Below are 17,959 nucleotides of genomic sequence, written 5' to 3'. Positions count from 1 at the left end.
CGATGCAACTCTCCGTCTGGACATATGAAGGCCCGCCCCACGTCGGTGCAATGCGCGTCGCGACCGCGATGGAAAAGCTGCACTATGTGCTGCACGCCCCCCAGGGCGATACCTATGCCGACCTGCTTTTCACCATGATCGAGCGGCGCGGCAAACGCCCGCCTGTAACATACACAACGTTTGAAGCCCGCGATCTGGGCAAGGACACAGCCCAGCTGTTCCAGAACGCAGCACGCGAAGCCGCCGCCCGGTTCAAACCGCAGGCGATGATCGTGGGCGCATCTTGCACAGCCGAACTGATCCAGGACGATCCAGCCGGACTGAGCGAGGCGATGGACCTGCCCTGCCCGGCGATCCCGCTTGAGCTGCCGAGTTATCAGCGCAAGGAAAACTGGGGCGCAGCCGAGACATTTTATCAAATTGTGCGCACCCTTGCGGACAAATCAATCACACGCGAGCCGATGGAAGGCAGAAAAGCGCGCGCCAATATCCTTGGTCCGACCGCGCTCGGTTTCCGCCACCGCGACGATCTGGTTGAAATTCACAAGATCCTTGAGGCGCTGAACGTCGAGGTGAACCTCGTGGCTCCTTTGGGCGCTACGCCTTCTGATATCACCCGCATCGGCGCGGCTGATTTCAACATTTCACTCTATCCCGAGATCGCTGACGAAGCGGCCCGCTGGCTTGAAAAAACTTTCAACCAGCCGACCGTTCGCAGTGTCCCTATCGGTGTGATGGCCACTCGTGCTTTCATTACCGACGTCGCCGAGTTGGCAAGTGCAGATCCCACGCTTGCCCTCGGCGACAACCAATCAAGAATGCCCTGGTGGAGCCGCTCGGTCGATTCGACCTATCTGACCGGCAAACGGGTATTCATTTTCGGCGACGCGACACACGCTGTTGCCGCTGCGCGCATCGCCAAGCACGAGCTGGGTTTCGAGGTCTGCGGGCTTGGCTGTTACAACCGCGAATTTGCCCGCGAAATCCGCGCCGAGGCGAAAGAACACGGTGTCGAACCGCTGATCACCGATGATCACATGGAAGTCGAAGACGCGATTGCCGCCGCTTCACCTGAACTGGTGCTGGGCACGCAAATGGAACGCCATATTGCCAAACGTCTGGGACTGCCTTGTGCGGTGATTTCATCGCCGGTCCATGTGCAGGATTTCCCGGCGCGCCACAGCCCGCAGATGGGCTTTGAAGGCGCGAATGTCATCTTTGACACCTGGGTTCACCCGCTGGTGATGGGCCTTGAAGAACACCTGCTGACCATGTTCCGTGAGGATTTCGAATTCTCTGACGAAGCAGGTCCATCGCACCATGCAGCCCACGCTCCGCGTCAGTCCAGCGGCCACGCACCAACGATTGACGCACAAGTGCCCGAAGAACCGGTAATTCCGGTGAATGACGGTTCAATCTGGACCGCCGAGGCCGAGCGCGAGTTGAAGAAAATTCCGTTCTTTGTCCGGGGCAAAGCGCGCCGCAATACAGAAGCATACGCCGTTGATCAGGGCCTGTCCGAAATCGGTCTGGAAACGCTGTATGATGCAAAGGCGCATTATGCCAAATAGCGCCCCTTCCTCCATCCTTGCCCACCGGTCCACTCCGGTGCGGGTCGCGATTGTCACGCTCGATAATCACCTCAAAGGTGCAGTCGAACGGGCGGGCAATGCGCTCGCTAAAGAAAACATCGAACTCACCCTGCACGCTGCGGCTGACTGGGACAGGGGCGAAGACGCGCTGGACCAAACCAAAGCGGCAATCGAACAAGCCGACATCGTCATTGCGACGATGCTGTTCCTTGACGATCATTGCCGCGCCATTCTGCCCACACTCGAAGCCCGCCGTGAAGATTGCGACGCGATGGTTTGCCTGATGTCGGCAGGTGAAGTGGTTAAACTTACCCGGATGGGCGGTTACCGGATGGACGCCCCGGCCAAAGGCCCGCTCGCGATGCTGAAAAAGCTGCGCGGCTCGAAAAAAGCGGGTGCAAGCTCTGGGGCTGGCCAGATGAAGATGCTGCGCCGGCTTCCGAAAATTCTTAAGTTTATTCCGGGCACGGCGCAGGATGTGCGCGCTTATTTCCTGACCCTGCAATATTGGCTTTCCGGGTCCGAAGAGAACATGGTCGCGATGGTTCGCTCGCTAATCGACCGCTATGCTGCGGGCGAGCGCGCCGGACGGCGCGGCGCGACGAAAGCGGATGCGCCGCAGGAATATCCTGAAACCGGCGTCTATCATCCGCGTACCAATCAACGCATTTCTGAAAGCCTGCGCCTGTTGCCGCGCGGCAAAGCGGAAAACGGCACGGTCGGACTGATCCTGCTGCGCTCTTATCTTCTGGGGCACGATAGCGGCCATTATGATGGCGCGATCGCCGCGTTCGAAGCCGCTGGAATGAAAGTCATTCCGGTATTTGCCAGCGGTCTTGATGCGCGCCCTGCGATCGAAAAGTTCTTTATGGACGAACACGGCAATCGCACTGTCGATGCCATCGTCAACCTGACCGGATTTTCGCTGGTTGGCGGCCCTGCCTACAACGATGCAGAGGCGGCTCGCGAAGTGTTGGGCAAGATGGACGTGCCGTACCTTGCGGCGCATGCGATTGAATTCCAGACAATCGAGGAATGGCGCGGCCGCGATCAAGGCCTTCTGCCACTCGAAGCGACCATGATGGTTGCCCTGCCCGAGCTTGATGGCTCAATCGCGCCCAGCGTGTTTGGCGGGCGTGCCGGAGAAGGCGCCGTTTGCGAAGGCTGCGCCCGTCGGTGCGAAAAGCCAGCTTCCGATCACCTTCGCCCGATGCAAAGCTGTCCCGAACGGGCCGAAGCTCTTGCTGCGCGCACGGCAAAACTGATTGCGCTTCGCCGCAGTGAACGCGCCGAGCGCAAGCTCGCAATCGTTCTGTTCAACTTCCCGCCCAATGCAGGGGCCACTGGCACTGCGGCGTTTCTGGCGGTTTACGAATCGCTTCACGCCACTCTGCAACGGTTAACAGCCGAAGGGTACAGCGTAGACGCACCAAAAAGCGTCGATGCGCTGCGCACCGCTCTGCTCGAAGGCAATGCGGAACGATACGGATCAGACGCAAATGTCGCCGCGCGCATTCCCGCTGACCAGCATGTCCGGCGCGAGCCACATCTCGCAGAAATCGAAGCGCAATGGGGCCCTGCCCCCGGTAAAGCGCAAAGCGATGGCGGCCACATTCAGGTGCTCGGCGCTCAATTCGGCAATGTCTTTGTCGGCGTTCAGCCTGCCTTTGGTTACGAAGGCGATCCGATGCGCCTTTTGTTCGAAGGCAATTTCGCACCGACCCACGCATTCAGCGCATTCTACCGCTGGATCCGCGAAGATTTCGGGGCGCATTCACTGCTGCATTTCGGCACGCATGGTGCGCTTGAATTTATGCCCGGCAAACAGGCCGGTATGACTGGCGATTGCTGGCCGGAACGTCTGATCGGTGATCTGCCGAACTATTACCTTTATGCTGCCAACAACCCTTCCGAAGGTATGCTGGCAAAACGCCGCTCGGCTGCGACTTTGGTCAGCTATATGACACCGCCGCTGGCGCAGGCTGGACTGTATAAGGGCCTGACCGAGCTTAAGGCGAGCGTTGAGCGTTGGCGTCTGGCATCCGATGATAGCACGGCGGAACGCGCCGATTTGGCCGAACTGATCGCTGATCAATGCGATGCTCTTGATATCGAATGCGATGACATCGGCGAATTGAGCGGCCGCCTTTATGAATTGGAAGAGGCGCTGATCCCGCACGGTCTGCATGTGCTTGGCAAGAACCCGGCAGGTGAACAGAAAACCGACATGTTGAACGCCATGCTTGAGGCGTCAACCAGCGAAGCCGATCGTGACGCTCTCGAAGCGAAGCTCGACGAAAGCGACGAGTTGGGTTCTCTGGTCCATGCGCTGGACGGTGGATATGTCCAACCGGCGCCGGGCGGCGATATTGTCGCCAATCCCGATGTTCTGCCCACAGGCCGCAATATTCACGGCTTTGATCCGTTTCTGCTGCCGACCAGCTTTGCCTGTATTCAGGGCCGCGATCAGGCCGAACGGCTTATTGCCCGCCACGTCGAAAGCGGCGCCAATTTCCCCGAAAGCATCGCCATGGTGCTGTGGGGCACGGATAATATGAAATCCGAAGGTGTCCAGATCGCTCAGGCGCTGACGCTGATGGGTGCCCGTCCGCGGCGCGACAGCTATGGCCGTCTGTGCGGCGCGGAATTGATCCCGCTCGAAGAGCTGGGCCGCCCGCGGATTGATGTTGTGATGACATTATCCGGAATTTTCCGCGATCTCTTACCTTTGCAGACCAGGATGCTGGCCGAGGCCGCGTTGCTTGCAAGCCAGGCGGACGAGCCGCTTAGCGCCAATTTCGTGCGCAAACACAGCCTCGCCCATGCCGAAGCCCATGGCTGCGATTTCAAAACCGCTTCGATGCGCGTCTTCTCCAATCAGGAAGGCGCCTATGGAGCCAACGTCAATCAGATGATTGATGGCGGCGTATGGGCCGACCCGGATGAGCTCGCCAATGCATTCGAGATCAACAAGGGTTTTGCCTACGGTGTTGACGGTACACCGGTGCAGCATCGCGAATTGCTGACCAGTGCGCTCAAAGACGTCGAGTTTACCTATCAGAACCTCGAAAGCGTCGAAGTCGGCATCACCGATCTTGATCAATATGTTGATGGCCTTGGCGGGGTAAGCCGCTCGGTCGCTCGCGCCAAAGGTGCAGAGGCGCCCGTCTATATTCTCGATGCAACTCGCGGAAACACCAAAGTACGCACCCTCGCCGAACAGATCGACCTTGAGACACGCACCCGCACGCTGAACCCGAAATGGTTCGAAGGCATGCTGGATCACGGGTTCGAAGGCGTCCGCAACATCGAACAGCACGTCACCAATACGCTGGGCTGGTCCGCCACAACCGGACAGGTGCAGCCGTGGGTCTATCAAAAGATCAGCGAAACTTTCGTCCTCGACGAAGAGATGCGCCGCCGCCTTTCGGAGCTCAATCCGAAAAGCTCGGCACGCGTTGCAAACCGGTTGCTTGAAGCCTGCGATCGCCACCTGTGGGAGCCCGATGCGGAAACTCTCGCTGCCCTGCGCGAAGCCAATGATGAACTCGAAGACCGCCTCGAAGGCGTCTTCGCAGCAGAATGATAAACAGAGGGATCTGACGCAATGAATTTACACACACCCAATTTGACGCCGCCCGACGGCGACGGCTCGGTACAGGTCCAGCTTGACCCGAGTGACAAGATCAAAGGCGCCAAGGTTTTCGCTGTTTACGGTAAAGGCGGGATCGGCAAATCAACCACCTCGTCCAACCTGTCCGCCGCATTTTCAAAACTTGGCCACCGCGTTTTGCAAATCGGCTGTGATCCAAAGCATGACAGCACATTCACGCTGACGAAGAAACTGATGCCGACCGTGATCGACGTGCTCGAAACGGTCGAATTCCACGCCGAAGAACTCCGGCCCGATGACTACATGTTCGAAGGCTATAACGGCGTCATGTGTGTCGAGGCGGGCGGTCCGCCTGCGGGCACTGGCTGCGGCGGTTATGTTGTCGGTCAGACTGTGAAATTGCTTAAACAGCACCATCTGCTCGAAGACACCGATGTGGTTATCTTTGATGTGCTGGGCGATGTGGTGTGCGGCGGCTTTGCTGCACCGCTCCAACACGCAGAGCGCGCAGTTGTGGTTGCCGCGAATGATTTTGACAGCATTTTCGCGATGAACCGTATCGTTGCAGCGATCAGCGCGAAATCCAAGAATTACGACGTACGTCTGGCCGGCGTCATCGCCAATCGCAGCCGTGAAACCGACGAGATTGATCGTTTCTGTGACAAGATCGGGATGCAGCGCCTCGCGCATTTCCGCGATGTTGATGCGATCCGCCGCTCGCGGCTGAAGAAATGCACGCTGTTCGAAATGGAAGATTCGCCGGAAGTCCAACAGGCTCAGGACGAATATCTCCGTCTCGCTGCCATGTTGTGGGCTGGTGTCGATCCATCTGCGGCGCTGCCCATGAAAGACCGCGATATCTTCGATTTCCTGGGGTTTGAATGATGGCAACACGCGTATCGACACCGTATGATGACCGCCGCGAAGCGCTCGAAACCTATTTCGACAGCACTGCTCGGCAGGCCTGGATTGATCTGACCTCCGACACCAAAGTCAGCGGTATTCGCGCGACTGTCCGTGCCGGACGCGATGAAATGCGCAGCACACTGCTGAACTGGCTGCCAACGGATCTGCGCCGTACGCGGATGCTGGATGCAGGCTGCGGCACCGGCGCTCTGGCGATTTCGGCTGCGTGCCGCGGCGCCGAAGTTACCGGCATCGATGTTGCAAGCGGCCTTGTTGATGTCGCACGCAAACGCACCCCGTCTTTCATCGGCCATGGCCGGATCAACTGGATGGCAGGCGATATGCTCGATCCCGCGCTGGGTGAATTTGCCCACACAGTCGCGATGGATTCGCTGATCCATTATTCGCCGGAAGATCTGGTTGATGCCCTCGCACAAATTGGCGAGCGGACCACGCATTCAATCCTGTTCACCTTTGCCCCGCTCACCCGTTTGCTCGGCGCGATGCACACCGTCGGCAAGGTCTTTCCAAAGAACAATCGCTCGCCGGCCATCGTGCCTGTCAGCGAAACAGAACTGCACGCGCGTTTGAGCGATCTTTCCGATTGGCAAATCGGACGGACCCAGCGCGTATCCAGCGGCTTTTACACCAGCCAGGCGCTGGAATTGGTAAGGCGTGGATGAGCACTTCGCCCCGCCCTACTCCCCAGAAACCGGGATCGTTCGCTGAATTCGCATTGGCATTGCTGCCATTTGCGGACGCGGCGAGCGTGGATTTACCGCTTTCGCGGTTGCTGAGACTGGCTCTGTTCCAGTTCAGCGTGGGCATGGCGATGGTGCTTTTGAACGGTACGCTGAACCGTGTGATGATTGTTGAACTGGGCACACCGGCCTGGATCGTCGCGCTTCTTATCGCGGTGCCTTTGCTGGTCGCGCCGTTCCGCGCGCTGATCGGGCACAAATCGGACACGCACCGTTCTTTCCTCGGTTGGAAACGCGTGCCTTACATCTGGTTCGGATCGATCATGCAGTTCGGCGGGCTGGCGATTATGCCATTTGCTCTTTTGCTGTTCGACAATCCCGACAAATTCAATCTCGCGGTTCTTTCCGCAGCCGGAGCATTCCTGCTGACCGGTGCGGGATTCCACGTGACCCAAACCGCCGGTCTTGCGCTGGCGACTGATCTTGCGCCCGAAGACAAGCGCCCGCGCGCTGTCGCGCTGCTTTATGTCATGCTGTTGATCGGTATGATGTTCTCGGCTTTTGTGATTGGCGGATTGTTGATCGAATTCAGCCCGACGCGCCTTGTTCAGGTCATTCAGGGCGCGGCCGTCCTCACCATGGCGCTCAACATTACTGCGCTCTGGAAACAGGAAGCGCGCAATGTCGAGGCAACCGCGCATAACCGCGAAACCCCGGATTTCCGCAAGCTGTGGAACGCCTTTGTCAAAGACGGACGCAATGCCCGGCTGCTGACCGCGATTGGTATTGGCGCCGCTGGATTTGCCATGCAGGACGCACTGCTTGAACCGTTCGGCGGCGAGGTTCTGGGCCTGTCTGTCGGTGCTACCACTGGTCTTACCGGCGCGTGGGCATTCGGATCGCTGCTCGGTTTTATGGTGTCAGGCCGCATGCTGTCGCGCGGCGGGGATCCGCTGCGTATCGCCGGCCTCGGACTGGTTACCGGCATTGCTGCGTTTCTCATCATTCTGTTCGCCCCGGCGTTCAATTCACCTGTGATGTTGTTCATTGGTGCTGGCGCGATCGGGCTTGGGCTCGGCCTGTTTTCTGTTGGCACATTGATCGAAGCCATGAACCTTGCCGAGAGCGCCACCGCTGGCCTCGCGCTGGGCGCATGGGGCGCTGTGCAGGCGACCTGCGCAGGTGCGGGCATCGCGCTTGGCGGCGCGCTGCGGGACATCGTCGCTGCCATCGCGATGAGCGGGGATCAAACCGCCGCCACTGCGACCCGCGCGACCGGGTACACCACCGTTTATATTCTCGAAATCCTGCTGCTTCTTGCAGGCCTCGCCGCGATCGGACCGCTTGTTGGCCGCGCTCGTAAATCTTCCACGAATTTGCGGGACACCGCAGGCCAGCCGTTCGGTCTGCGTGAATTCCCGACATGAATGCGGCTGCCGTTCTGCCGCAATTTGCACTGAGAGGAATGTGAAATGAATCACACCTATATTGTCGGGACTTTTGACGTCGCCGAACTCGCTTTCCTTAGTTTCTTTGTCTTCTTCATCGGGTTGGTGATTTATCTCAACCGGGAAAGCCGCCGCGAAGGCTATCCGCTCGAAGATGAATTTACGGGCCGCATCCAGCCCGGAACCCCGCTTTCGGATGCGGGTAAGAAAGAATTCCAGCTGCCGCATGGCCGCGGAACCTACATTCCCGAAGACGTTCCGCGCGATCCGGTTAATATCCCGGCAGAGCGCACATTCCATGCTGGCGGTGCACCGTATCACCCCACCGGCAATGCGATGAAGGACGGCATGGGCCCGGCCGCCTACGCCAACCGCGAAGATTATCCCGATCTCACCTTTGATGGCCGCCCGCGCATCGTTCCGATCGCAGACAGTCACGAGATCGAGATTGCACCAAACGATCCCAACATCATGGGCTGGAAAGTCGTGGCAGCGGACAAAAAAGTTGTCGGCACTGTCACTGATATCTGGGTCGATCAATCCGAGCATCTCATCCGCTACCTCGAAGTGACCACGAAGAAGGGGACCAAAGTGCTTACCCCGATGTTTGTTTCCGTGGTGCAGAGAAAAGGCCCGCTGCAAGGGCTCTTTCCGAACAACGAATCCCTGACGTCGGGTATTCTGCCGCAAAATGACGAGTTGGTAGAAGTTGACGCGATCACTTCGGATCAGTTCGAAGACGTGCCGCAGATCAAAACCGCTGGTCAGATCACACGCCTCGAAGAGGACAAGATCCAGGCCTATTTCGGTGGCGGCTACATGTACGCGACTGCTGAGCGGGGCGAACCGTGGCTCTAAACGACACAACCGCCGCTGCCGCTCCGCAGCCCTTCGATGAAAGCACTATCGACGGGCCTAGCGGAGATGGCGACCCAATGGGCACACCTGCGCCCGATGAAAAGGTGCTGTGGAAAGGAAAGCCTGATCTGGCCGTCCTCGCCCGCAGCGCGTTTCACACGCGCAAAGTGGCATTGTACTTTGCTGCGCTGATCGGCATTTCGCTGACATTCGGTAACATGAATGCTGCGATTGTCTGCGCGGTGCTCGGGGTGGCAGGTCTTGTGGTGTTGCAGAGCCTTGCGTGGCTGTGCCGCCGCACGACAGTGTATATCCTGACGAATGATCGTCTGATCATTCGCAAGGGTATGGCTATCGAAACGCGAATCAATCTGCCGTTAAAACAGATCGCGGCGGCGAACCTCAAAATGCGCGGCAAATCGCATGGCGATATCGCGATGGAACTGAACGGTGAGCGGCTGCTTGGTTACATCCTGATGTGGCCGCATGTTCGCCCGTTCAAATTCGCTCATCCTCAGCCAATGCTGCGCGCCGTGCCGGATGCCGAACAGGTCGCAAGCCTGCTGGCCGATGCCGCATCCAAGTTCACGCAGATCGAACGGAATGCGGCCGAAACCACAGACCAGACGATCCAGACTGCCAAGCAGGAGAACGGCCCTGCACCGCGCCCAGCGGCGCAGAATGATCTGCGCGACCTAAGCGATCGCGGTCTTGAAGGAGCTCCGGCATGATTGTTCGCGAATATGAAGAAGACGAAGTCACCGTCCACAAAGTTCCGCTCATTCTGGCGGGCGGTGTGGCGGCGATTTCGCTCGCTTTGACGGCGGCTGTCACGCTCGGCTTTGCCGACCCTGCGGCTGTCCCGAGCGAGGTACGCGCCGCAGACGGCACTACGACGGTCAGCACTCGCAGCATCCAGTTTTACGATGAAGCGGATGGCACAGTGCGGGTCGAAGATGCGGCTACGGGTGAGGCGATTGACCGCTTCCCTCCCGCAACGGGCGGCTTTGTCCGCTCAAGCGTGCGCAGTCTGGTCCATGAACGGCGGATCAGAGGGATCGGCGCAGCCACCCCGTTTGAACTGATCGAGTGGAGCGACGGTGCACTGTCATTGCGTGACAGCACCACAGGCGAAGCGATCGAACTGGCTTCCTTTGGAAGCGATAACCGCGCGGTGTTTGCCGCCATGTTGAAATAGGAGAAGCGTTGATGGGATCCGACGCCATGATTGCCGGAAGACCGGCTCAAACGAACGCAAGGCGATTTGATACGCTTTGCACCATATCTGTGGAGCAAAGCTCCGAACATTTTCACGCGCATGTCGAATTGGACGGCAATGTTGCCCTTCATCCCGGCGATAAAGTGCGCGTCCACGGCGATCCGATTTCGATTCCGTTTGGACACAGTGCGGTTTTCGAACGCGCCGTGACAGTGACGCGCGCAGGTCCGTTGACCCGTTTCGCGACGCGCATCGCAGCCTATTTCGAATTCAAGGAACTCTACGAAGTCAGCTTCAATCCAGGGAGGATCAAATGAACGCGCACAGCAAAATCGAAGCGCCCATCTCCAGCGAAGATGCGATGGCCATCGCCACCCAGGACACGATGCTGACCCCGCGCTTCTACACCACCGATTTCGACGCGCTTGACGCGATTGATGTCTCTTTGGTGCGGAAGGAATGGGACCAGCTCATCTCTGACATGGTGGGCGATCCGAACAAAAAACATTTCAAACATGATGACAGCTTCGCCGGCATTATCGAAAATCTTGAACCGGAACTGCGCGCCGAATTTACCGATTTCCTCGTCAGCTCGATGACGTCGGAATTTTCCGGCTGCATCCTCTATGCCGAAATCGCCAAGCGGACGAAAAACCCTGACGTGAAGCAGTTGTTCAAACTGCTTGCTCGCGATGAAAGCCGGCATGCCGGTTTCATCAACGAATGTCTTAAAGACGCAGGGATTGGTGTCGACCTTAGCTTTCTGACCAAGACTAAGAAGTACACATACTTCAAACCAAAGTTCATCTGGTATGCGGTCTATCTGTCAGAGAAAATCGGCTATGCGCGCTATATCGCGATCTACCGCCATTTGGCCGCCAATCCGCAGCACAAATTCCACCCGATTTTCGATTGGTTCGAAGAATGGTGCAATGACGAATTCCGCCACGGCGAAGCCTTTGCCATGCTGATGCGTGCCGATCCAAAGCTGCTCAAAGGCCACAACAAAATGTGGATCCGGTTCTTCCTGCTGTCGGTCTATGCGACCATGTATGTGCGCGACCATGCGCGCCCCGTGTTCCACAAGGCGCTCGGTGTTGATCCGACCGAATATGACTATCAGGTCTTTGGTATCTGCAACCAGATCAGCCGTCAGGTCTTCCCGGTTGAGCTGGACATCGACAGTCCTGCCTTCCGCAAGAATATGGAGGCTCTGCGGCAAGCAGCGCTGCGTATCGAAGCGGGCAAGGAACAAGGCGGCATTGGCGGCATGGCCAAACGCGTAAGCGGTATGGCGGGTGCGGGCTTTAATTTTGCCAAGATGTATTTTCAGCGCACCAAATCAAATGAACTTCCACAATCCATCCGGCTTCAACCTGCATGGTAAGCTGGAGCGGCCACATTGTACCGTTCATTGTAACGATCGCGATCTGGTTTGTCGCAACCGGGCTGATTGCCTGGGCCGACAATCGCGAGCGCGCAACATTCTCGCGTAGCCTCGTGATTGGCGGCGTATGCGGGATTGCTGGACTGGTCGCTATCGTGTTTGCGTCCCAAACAGCGGCCGCTTGGGCCGTTTATCTGGCGTTTGTCGGCGCTCTGATGGTGTGGGGCTGGCATGAAATCGGCTTTCTTACAGGAGCAGCCGCTGGGCCCCGGCGTGAACCTGCGGATGTGGGTCTTAGCGGCGCACGGCGCTTTGCTCAGGCAAGTGCAACCGTGATCCACCATGAGGTCGCACTGGCACTTACCGCCCTGCTGCTCATCTCGCTTGCATGGAATGCGCCCAATCAGATCGGGGCAACCGTATTCGTGATGCTGTTCGGCCTTAGGCTGTCGGCGAAAATCAACATGTATGTCGGCGTGCCCAATTCCACCGCTGAAATGTTGCCCGCACATCTAGCCTATCTCAAAACCTATTTTGGCCAGAACCGGATGACGGTGCTGCTTGCAGTATCCATTGTGGCGATTTCGGCTGTTGCAGCATGGTTTGGCTCGCTTGCTTTGGCAGCGCCAATCGGCAGTGCCGAAATGATCGGTGCAAGCTTGCTGACGACGCTGTGCCTTCTTGGCGCGCTGGAGCACGTCTTTTTGGCATTGCCGTTTCGCGACGGGATGCTGTGGGGCTGGGCTATGCCAAGCCGGGCGCCATCGCGCTCACCAAAACTGGCCCCAACACTAGCGCCAACACTGGCACCAACACCGGCGCCATCACGGGCACCGACGAACAAACCTAATTCGAATATCGAGAAATAGACATGAATACTGGCCGGGAAACAGAGGGGAAGCCCATGGATTTTGAAACCTATTTCGCCAGCGAGCTGGACAGCGTTCGCGAAGACGGTCGATACCGCGTGTTCACCGATATCAAGCGGCATCGGGGCAAATTCCCGCATGCGACCCGCTTTATCGGCGAAGAGACGCAGGCCGTCACCGTATGGTGTTCAAACGATTATCTGGGGATGGGACAACACCCCAAAGTGCTCGAAGCGATGCATTCGAGCCTCGATGAATGCGGCGCTGGTGCAGGCGGCACCCGCAACATTTCAGGCACAAACCACTATCACGTCGAATTGGAGGCAGAGCTGGCCGACTTGCATGGCAAGGAAAGCGCGCTGCTCTTTACCTCTGGATATGTTTCGAATTGGGCGGGTTTGGGAACGCTAGCGGCCAAGATCCCAGGCTGCGTAGTCTTCTCGGACTCGCTCAACCACGCTTCTATGATCGAAGGTATCCGGCACAGCCGGGCACCTTACAAAGTATGGAAGCACAATGATGTCGAGGATCTCGACCGGATGCTGTCCGAATTCGGGCCAGAGGTGCCCAAACTGGTCGCCTTTGAAAGCGTCTATTCGATGGATGGCGATATCGCCCCCATCGCCGAGATCCTCGATGTTTGTGAAAAACACGGCGCGATGAGCTACATCGATGAAGTCCACGCCGTTGGCCTGTATGGCCAGCATGGCGGCGGCATTGCAGAGCGTGAAGGTCTGATGGACCGGATCACCGTCATCGAAGGCACTTTGGGCAAGGCGTTTGGCGTCATGGGCGGTTACATTGCTGCCAGCCGCAACCTGGTCGATTTTGTCCGCAGTTTTGCCAGCGGTTTTATTTTCTCGACCGCCCTTCCCCCCGCAGTGGCGGCCGGCGCGGCGGCCAGCATCCGGCATCTGAAGAACAGCGATGCAGAACGCGAACTGCAACAAGAGCGTGTCAAACAGGTGCGCCGCAAGCTGGATATGCTTGGCATTCCGCATCTCGACAATCCGAGCCACATCATTCCGGTGATGGTTGGCGACGCCAAAAAGTGCAAGATGATCAGTGACTGGCTGATGGATAATCACGGCATCTATGTGCAGCCGATCAACTATCCAACGGTTCCGGTCGGCACAGAGCGTCTGCGTCTGACGCCTTCACCAGTCCATGATGACGGTGATATTGACCGGCTCGTCAACGCACTCAGCGAAATTTGGTCGCAATGCGAACTTGCGCGGATGTCAGCAGCGGCTTGATCCCAGCCGCCTGCGCAGCAATCGCGCACAATCGCACCGGCCAAAGAAAAGGGCGACGTGGTAACCCACGCCGCCCTTTTTGTTTCGAACCGTAAGCTGGCTTAGATGCCGGCTTCGGCGAAGATTTCTTCGAACTTGCGACCGGCAAGACCTGGGTGCGAAGCAGCTTTTGCAGCTTCGAGGTTGGCTTCCATGCCTTCGCCTTCAACGATGATCAGACCGACCATGCCAGCTGCGTAGTGCGGTACGCACTGATAACCGTAGATGCCTGGCTTTGGCAGAACGTAGGAAACTTCCTTGTTGATCTCGCCTTCCCAACCGGCTGCGCCTTCTGGCAGCATCGATGCGATCGATGACGACTGGTGCGTTGGATCAGTTGGAATGAAACGTACGGTATCGCCAACCTTAGCGGTTACGAGGCGCGGTTTGAAAACCTGCATGCCGCTCGATTCGTCTGGATCGCGCGTATACATGTTGATGTCGATTACGGTGCCGTTGGCTTCAACTTCTGGTGCCGCCGGTGCAGCAGGCTCGGCTGGTGCAGCAGCTTCATCAGCAGCTTCTGTAGTTGCTTCAGCAGGTGCCGCGTCAGTACCGTCGGTACGACCGCCGCCACATGCTGCGAGGGTCAGGAGACCGGCGATTGCAGCCGTGCCCATAAGATAGTTACGCTTCATATTCGAAATCCTCTGTATTACTTAAAATCCCATGAGCGGGACAATAAACCAGTTTTCCGCGAGTGGAAAGGATCGCTTCCGCAGGAATTTATCATCCAGAGACGAAGCCTTTTCGCGACTCCATAACGCACGAGGTCAAAAGGGTTTCCCGACTATTTTCAGTAATAAAAATCCGCTGCCGTCGGTGCCCAGAAATCTAGCGCATCCTATCGCCCCATTGCCAAGCGGGTCAGGCACGCTAAACAGACGCACATGAAAAATGTCTCTTGGAAAACAAAGCTCGCCCTCGCCCTCGTGGTATTTCTTCCGCTCTATTTTGCGGTTGCGGCGCTTGGCACGAAATTCGGACTTTGGAGCTGGCAAACCGGCCTTGGCACGTTGACCGCAGGTGCCGGGATCTGGGTCATGGGCATCGTTGGTGTCGTTTGCCTCATCCTGCTTATCATGGCGCTGATTAAAAAGCCGCGCAAAGGCTGGCTTGTTCCGGCAATCGGCGTAGCATTGCCGCTTGGCGCGGTTGTTATGCTCGGTTCGGTTCAAACCACAGCAAGCGAAAATCCGATCCACGATGTCGCAACAGACACCTCCAACCCGCCATCATTTTCCTTGGAAACACTATCTGCGCGTGAAGCGTTCGGGGCCAATGCTCTCAATGATTACCAGACGCCGCTTGGTGAGCTGGAGCAATATAAAGGCAGCCCGCCCGAGCTCGCGATCAAATCGCATGCGCAAATCATCAACGACACTTATGCCACGCTCTCACCGCTCCCGCTTGCCGGAGCGAGCAAATCCGATGCGGTCGCTGCTGTTGCCGCGGCAATGGGCAATATGGGCCTCACCGATATCCGGTCCGATGCAGAAGCAGGCCGTGTTGAAGGCGTGGCCGAAACATTCTGGTTCGGGTTCAAGGACGATGTCGTCGCCCGCATTGGCGAGAACCAGATTGATTTCCGCTCAGTCAGCCGTGTCGGTCGCAGCGATCTTGGCGCGAATGCCAAACGCATCGCTGAACTGCGCGAGCGTGTAGCCGGCCAAATCGGCCAGCGTTAAGTCAGTCTTTGAACTGCGCTGCGGCAAGCGCGCTACGTTGAAAAACGGTCAGAACGCATAGGGCTGCGTAGCCATAGGCGAGCACGGTGAACCACGCCGGGAATATGCACATGGCAATGAAAACGATGATCGTCTCTGCGCCTTCGGCCAGACCAGTGCTGTAGAAAAAGCTTTTTTTACCGTGCGCATCTGTCGTCTCTTGGCGCTCCGCAGCGATGACGGCAAAGGCAAGAAAGCTCACGCCCGTCAGCACAAAACTGGCAACAAGCACGAGCGCGGGCAGCGTGTTGCTCTCGGCCATCACGGCGAAACCCAGCGGGATTGATACGTAAAAGGCGAAATCGGCAACAATGTCGAAATACCCGCCAAGTGCAGTCGGGCCTTTTACCCGCGCAACCGCCCCGTCCAATCCATCGACCAGCCGGTTTGCGATAACCAGCGCAAGACCAAGCCACATTTGACCCCATGCAATCGCAACCGCGCCGCCCAATCCCAGCGCCAATCCGCCAAAGGTCAGGGCGTTGGCAGTCACACCAACCGCCGCAAGCGCGTTGCCGATGCGATTAAGCGCAGGATCGATTAATGGGCGTATCTTGGCGTCAAACATCAGACCGACCCGAAAGTCACAAGCCCGATCCACGCCCCGGTCATGGCCGTTGCAATATTGCCCGCGATCCAGCTTTTCATCCCAAGCCCGGCCGCCTCTGCCCGGCGTTCAGGGCAAAGCGTGCCGATCGTGGAAACAAGTAAACCAACGCTTGCAAGGTTGGCAACACCGCACACCGCATAAGTCACGATCAACAGGCTGCGCGGGCTGAAAGTGCCTTCGGGTAGTGCAGCGAGCTCCAGATAGGCGACATATTCATTCAGGATCGCCTTTGTCCCCATAATTCCGCCAGCCGCCTGCGCTTCTGCCCATGGAACACCAATGGCCCACATCAGCGGCGCGAACAGCCAACCGAAAATACGTTTGAGGGTAAGCGGTTCTTCCCCGACCAGAGGAAGCAGGGCCAAGATCTGATCTGTGAGCGAAACCAGCGCAAATACGACAATGATTACTGCGATCACCGCAAGGAACAGCTGCATACCGTCCATTGTGCCCTTCACGATGGCATCAATGCTGGAATCGTATTTGAGGCTGACGTCTTCGCCCTCTGCTCCTGCCTCCGGTCCAGTTTCGGTCGCCGTGTCATCGGGCCTACCCGGCACCATCAGTTTCGCAATCAACAGCGCCGCGGGCAGCGATACGAGCGAGGCAGAGATCATGTGCCCAACCGCATCGTCAACTGTATCGCGCAATGTAGTCGCGTATAGGATCAGGATCGCACCGCTGATGGTGGACATGGCCAGCACCATGACCTGAAACAGTTCGGCACGGCTCATCTTTGCGAAATACGCCCGCACCACAAGAGGGCTCTCGACCACGCCAAGAAACATATTGGCCCCGCCCGACAGGCCCACCACGCCGCTCACCCCAAGAGTGCGGCGGAGCAAGAACGAAAGACCATTTACCAGCCATTTAAGCACGCCCCAGTGCCACAGCACCGCAGCGAGCGCGGAAAATACGATCACGAGCGGCAATATCTGAAATGCAATAATCAGCGGGGCATCGCCGCCCTCTTTAAGTTCAAAGGGCAAAGGCGCGCCGCCGAGATACCCGAACATATAGGATGATCCATCCAGCGTCGCACGCTCGATCGCCGATACGCCTTCATTCGCATAGGCCATCAAATCCCAGACAAACGGCACCCGCACAATGACCAGCGCAAGCGCGCCCTGCAACACAAGCGCGCCTGTAATCCAGCGCCAGCCGGGGCGGCCGGACCGGTCCTCGCTTATGGCCCATGCGATAGACAGCAGCACGGCAATGCCGAACACACCGCGCAGCTGGTCAAACAAATCCAAGACGTTTTCCCCGTTCCGCGCCCGCTCGGGCGCTATGGTCAGACCTTTTTGCGGAAAAGGGTGTCGAGCGCCAGTGTATCGTGCTCGCGCAGCGCAATCAAAGCGAGCGCAGCGCCGGCAACCGTTAGCGATGGAAAAAACAGCAGGTTTGCATCATCCGCGTTGGCGAAAAGATACATACCAAACGGGTCGAGAAAATGCCTCCAGATCGGAAACGCTCCGCCAACCAGAATGACCGCAGAGGCAATCAGCGCATATTTGCGGAATAGGCCCAGCACCACCAGCGCGCCAATCAGAACTTCGGCTCCGGCAAAGGCAAGCTGGATTTCGTTCGCAGACGCCATGCCGCCATAATACTTTTCGGAAAGCTTGGTCCCCATGCCTTCGCTGAACAAGCGGACGCAGCCCCACAGGACGAGCAACATGCCCGTGCCGATGCGCATGACCAGAAGCGAAATTTTCGTTAGCACAGATATCT

Annotated in this window: 17 protein-coding genes; 13 read left to right on the top strand and 4 right to left on the bottom strand. The window is 57.8% G+C overall.

Annotated elements, in window-relative coordinates; translation table 11 throughout:
• Positions 1–2 precede the first annotated feature (2 nt).
• Genes bchB through hemA form a run of 12 tightly spaced genes read left to right on the top strand, consistent with a single transcriptional unit; the run spans position 3 to position 13,849 of the window.
• Positions 3–1,571: a ferredoxin:protochlorophyllide reductase (ATP-dependent) subunit B gene (bchB, locus tag FGU71_RS09060; RefSeq protein WP_142788264.1), complete on the top strand. Its 1,569-nt coding sequence runs from the start codon at positions 3–5 to the stop codon at positions 1,569–1,571.
• The gene (locus FGU71_RS09055) at positions 1,561–5,178 is read left to right on the top strand and encodes a magnesium chelatase subunit H (protein ID WP_142788263.1); all 3,618 of its coding nucleotides are present in this window, start codon (positions 1,561–1,563) and stop codon (positions 5,176–5,178) included. Before bchB ends, FGU71_RS09055 begins: the two co-directional genes overlap by 11 nt.
• 21 nt (positions 5,179–5,199) lie before the next feature.
• Complete coding sequence (gene bchL / locus FGU71_RS09050) at positions 5,200–6,090, top strand: ferredoxin:protochlorophyllide reductase (ATP-dependent) iron-sulfur ATP-binding protein (protein ID WP_142788262.1); 891 nt, start codon at positions 5,200–5,202, stop codon at positions 6,088–6,090.
• Positions 6,090–6,794 carry a magnesium protoporphyrin IX methyltransferase gene (gene bchM, locus FGU71_RS09045; protein ID WP_142789067.1) on the top strand — a complete coding sequence of 235 codons (705 nt, stop codon included), beginning with the start codon at positions 6,090–6,092 and terminating at the stop codon, positions 6,792–6,794. The genes bchL and bchM overlap by 1 nt, the downstream gene beginning before the upstream one ends.
• Positions 6,791–8,239 carry a BCD family MFS transporter gene (locus FGU71_RS09040; protein WP_142788261.1) on the top strand — a complete coding sequence of 483 codons (1,449 nt, stop codon included), beginning with the start codon at positions 6,791–6,793 and terminating at the stop codon, positions 8,237–8,239. The genes bchM and FGU71_RS09040 overlap by 4 nt, the downstream gene beginning before the upstream one ends.
• 45 nt (positions 8,240–8,284) lie before the next feature.
• Entirely contained in the window at positions 8,285–9,118 is an 834-nt protein-coding gene (puhA, locus tag FGU71_RS09035) for a photosynthetic reaction center subunit H (protein ID WP_142788260.1), read from the top strand.
• Positions 9,109–9,849: a photosynthetic complex putative assembly protein PuhB gene (puhB, locus tag FGU71_RS09030; protein WP_234035708.1), complete on the top strand. Its 741-nt coding sequence runs from the start codon at positions 9,109–9,111 to the stop codon at positions 9,847–9,849. Before puhA ends, puhB begins: the two co-directional genes overlap by 10 nt.
• Entirely contained in the window at positions 9,846–10,316 is a 471-nt protein-coding gene (puhC, locus tag FGU71_RS09025; RefSeq protein ID WP_142788259.1) for a photosynthetic complex assembly protein PuhC, read from the top strand. Before puhB ends, puhC begins: the two co-directional genes overlap by 4 nt.
• A gap of 11 nt (positions 10,317–10,327) precedes the next feature.
• A complete protein-coding gene (locus FGU71_RS09020; protein ID WP_234035707.1) occupies positions 10,328–10,654 on the top strand; it encodes a hypothetical protein in 327 nt (108 codons plus the stop codon).
• Positions 10,651–11,724 (top strand): magnesium-protoporphyrin IX monomethyl ester (oxidative) cyclase, encoded by a 1,074-nt coding sequence (gene acsF, locus FGU71_RS09015; protein WP_142788258.1) that lies wholly within the window; start codon positions 10,651–10,653, stop codon positions 11,722–11,724. Before FGU71_RS09020 ends, acsF begins: the two co-directional genes overlap by 4 nt.
• Entirely contained in the window at positions 11,718–12,593 is an 876-nt protein-coding gene (gene puhE / locus FGU71_RS09010; protein ID WP_142788257.1) for a putative photosynthetic complex assembly protein PuhE, read from the top strand. Before acsF ends, puhE begins: the two co-directional genes overlap by 7 nt.
• Positions 12,594–12,628: 35 nt before the next feature.
• The gene (gene hemA / locus FGU71_RS09005) at positions 12,629–13,849 is read left to right on the top strand and encodes a 5-aminolevulinate synthase (RefSeq protein ID WP_142788256.1); all 1,221 of its coding nucleotides are present in this window, start codon (positions 12,629–12,631) and stop codon (positions 13,847–13,849) included.
• A 101-nt stretch (positions 13,850–13,950) separates the two neighbouring features.
• Here hemA and FGU71_RS09000 read toward each other — a convergent pair whose 3' ends face one another.
• Entirely contained in the window at positions 13,951–14,526 is a 576-nt protein-coding gene (locus tag FGU71_RS09000; protein WP_142788255.1) for a pseudoazurin, read from the bottom strand.
• Positions 14,527–14,778: 252 nt separating this feature from the next.
• On the opposite strand from FGU71_RS09000, the gene FGU71_RS08995 reads away from it, so the two are divergent.
• Complete coding sequence (locus FGU71_RS08995) at positions 14,779–15,576, top strand: DUF1499 domain-containing protein (protein WP_142788254.1); 798 nt, start codon at positions 14,779–14,781, stop codon at positions 15,574–15,576.
• Between the two features lies 1 nt (position 15,577).
• Here FGU71_RS08995 and FGU71_RS08990 read toward each other — a convergent pair whose 3' ends face one another.
• Genes FGU71_RS08990 through FGU71_RS08980 form a run of 3 tightly spaced genes read right to left on the bottom strand, consistent with a single transcriptional unit; the run spans position 15,578 to position 17,951 of the window.
• Entirely contained in the window at positions 15,578–16,183 is a 606-nt protein-coding gene (locus FGU71_RS08990) for a CDP-alcohol phosphatidyltransferase family protein (protein WP_142788253.1), read from the bottom strand.
• Complete coding sequence (locus tag FGU71_RS08985) at positions 16,183–17,481, bottom strand: NupC/NupG family nucleoside CNT transporter (protein ID WP_142788252.1); 1,299 nt, start codon at positions 17,479–17,481, stop codon at positions 16,183–16,185. The genes FGU71_RS08990 and FGU71_RS08985 overlap by 1 nt, the downstream gene beginning before the upstream one ends.
• Positions 17,482–17,519: 38 nt before the next feature.
• On the bottom strand, positions 17,520–17,951 hold the full coding sequence (locus tag FGU71_RS08980) for a hypothetical protein (protein WP_142788251.1): 432 nt from the start codon (positions 17,949–17,951) through the stop codon (positions 17,520–17,522).
• Between the last annotated feature and the right edge of the window lie 8 nt (positions 17,952–17,959).

Source organism: Erythrobacter insulae, assembly GCF_007004095.1.
In the GTDB taxonomy this organism is placed as follows: Bacteria; Pseudomonadota; Alphaproteobacteria; order Sphingomonadales; family Sphingomonadaceae; genus Erythrobacter; species Erythrobacter insulae.
This window is presented reverse-complemented; position numbering and strand designations above follow the sequence as displayed.

Bases quoted from the DNA above. Each gene is read 5' to 3' on its own strand.
- bchB (WP_142788264.1), top strand. From the start codon at position 3: ATGCAACTCTCCGTCTGGACATATGAAGGCCCGCCCCACGTCGGTGCA.
- FGU71_RS09055 (WP_142788263.1), top strand. From the start codon at position 1,561: ATGCCAAATAGCGCCCCTTCCTCCATCCTTGCCCACCGGTCCACTCCG.
- bchL (WP_142788262.1), top strand. From the start codon at position 5,200: ATGAATTTACACACACCCAATTTGACGCCGCCCGACGGCGACGGCTCG.
- bchM (WP_142789067.1), top strand. From the start codon at position 6,090: ATGGCAACACGCGTATCGACACCGTATGATGACCGCCGCGAAGCGCTC.
- FGU71_RS09040 (WP_142788261.1), top strand. From the start codon at position 6,791: ATGAGCACTTCGCCCCGCCCTACTCCCCAGAAACCGGGATCGTTCGCT.
- puhA (WP_142788260.1), top strand. From the start codon at position 8,285: ATGAATCACACCTATATTGTCGGGACTTTTGACGTCGCCGAACTCGCT.
- puhC (WP_142788259.1), top strand. From the start codon at position 9,846: ATGATTGTTCGCGAATATGAAGAAGACGAAGTCACCGTCCACAAAGTT.
- FGU71_RS09020 (WP_234035707.1), top strand. From the start codon at position 10,328: ATGGGATCCGACGCCATGATTGCCGGAAGACCGGCTCAAACGAACGCA.
- acsF (WP_142788258.1), top strand. From the start codon at position 10,651: ATGAACGCGCACAGCAAAATCGAAGCGCCCATCTCCAGCGAAGATGCG.
- puhE (WP_142788257.1), top strand. From the start codon at position 11,718: ATGGTAAGCTGGAGCGGCCACATTGTACCGTTCATTGTAACGATCGCG.
- hemA (WP_142788256.1), top strand. From the start codon at position 12,629: ATGGATTTTGAAACCTATTTCGCCAGCGAGCTGGACAGCGTTCGCGAA.
- FGU71_RS09000 (WP_142788255.1), bottom strand. From the start codon at position 14,526: ATGAAGCGTAACTATCTTATGGGCACGGCTGCAATCGCCGGTCTCCTG.
- FGU71_RS08995 (WP_142788254.1), top strand. From the start codon at position 14,779: ATGAAAAATGTCTCTTGGAAAACAAAGCTCGCCCTCGCCCTCGTGGTA.
- FGU71_RS08990 (WP_142788253.1), bottom strand. From the start codon at position 16,183: ATGTTTGACGCCAAGATACGCCCATTAATCGATCCTGCGCTTAATCGC.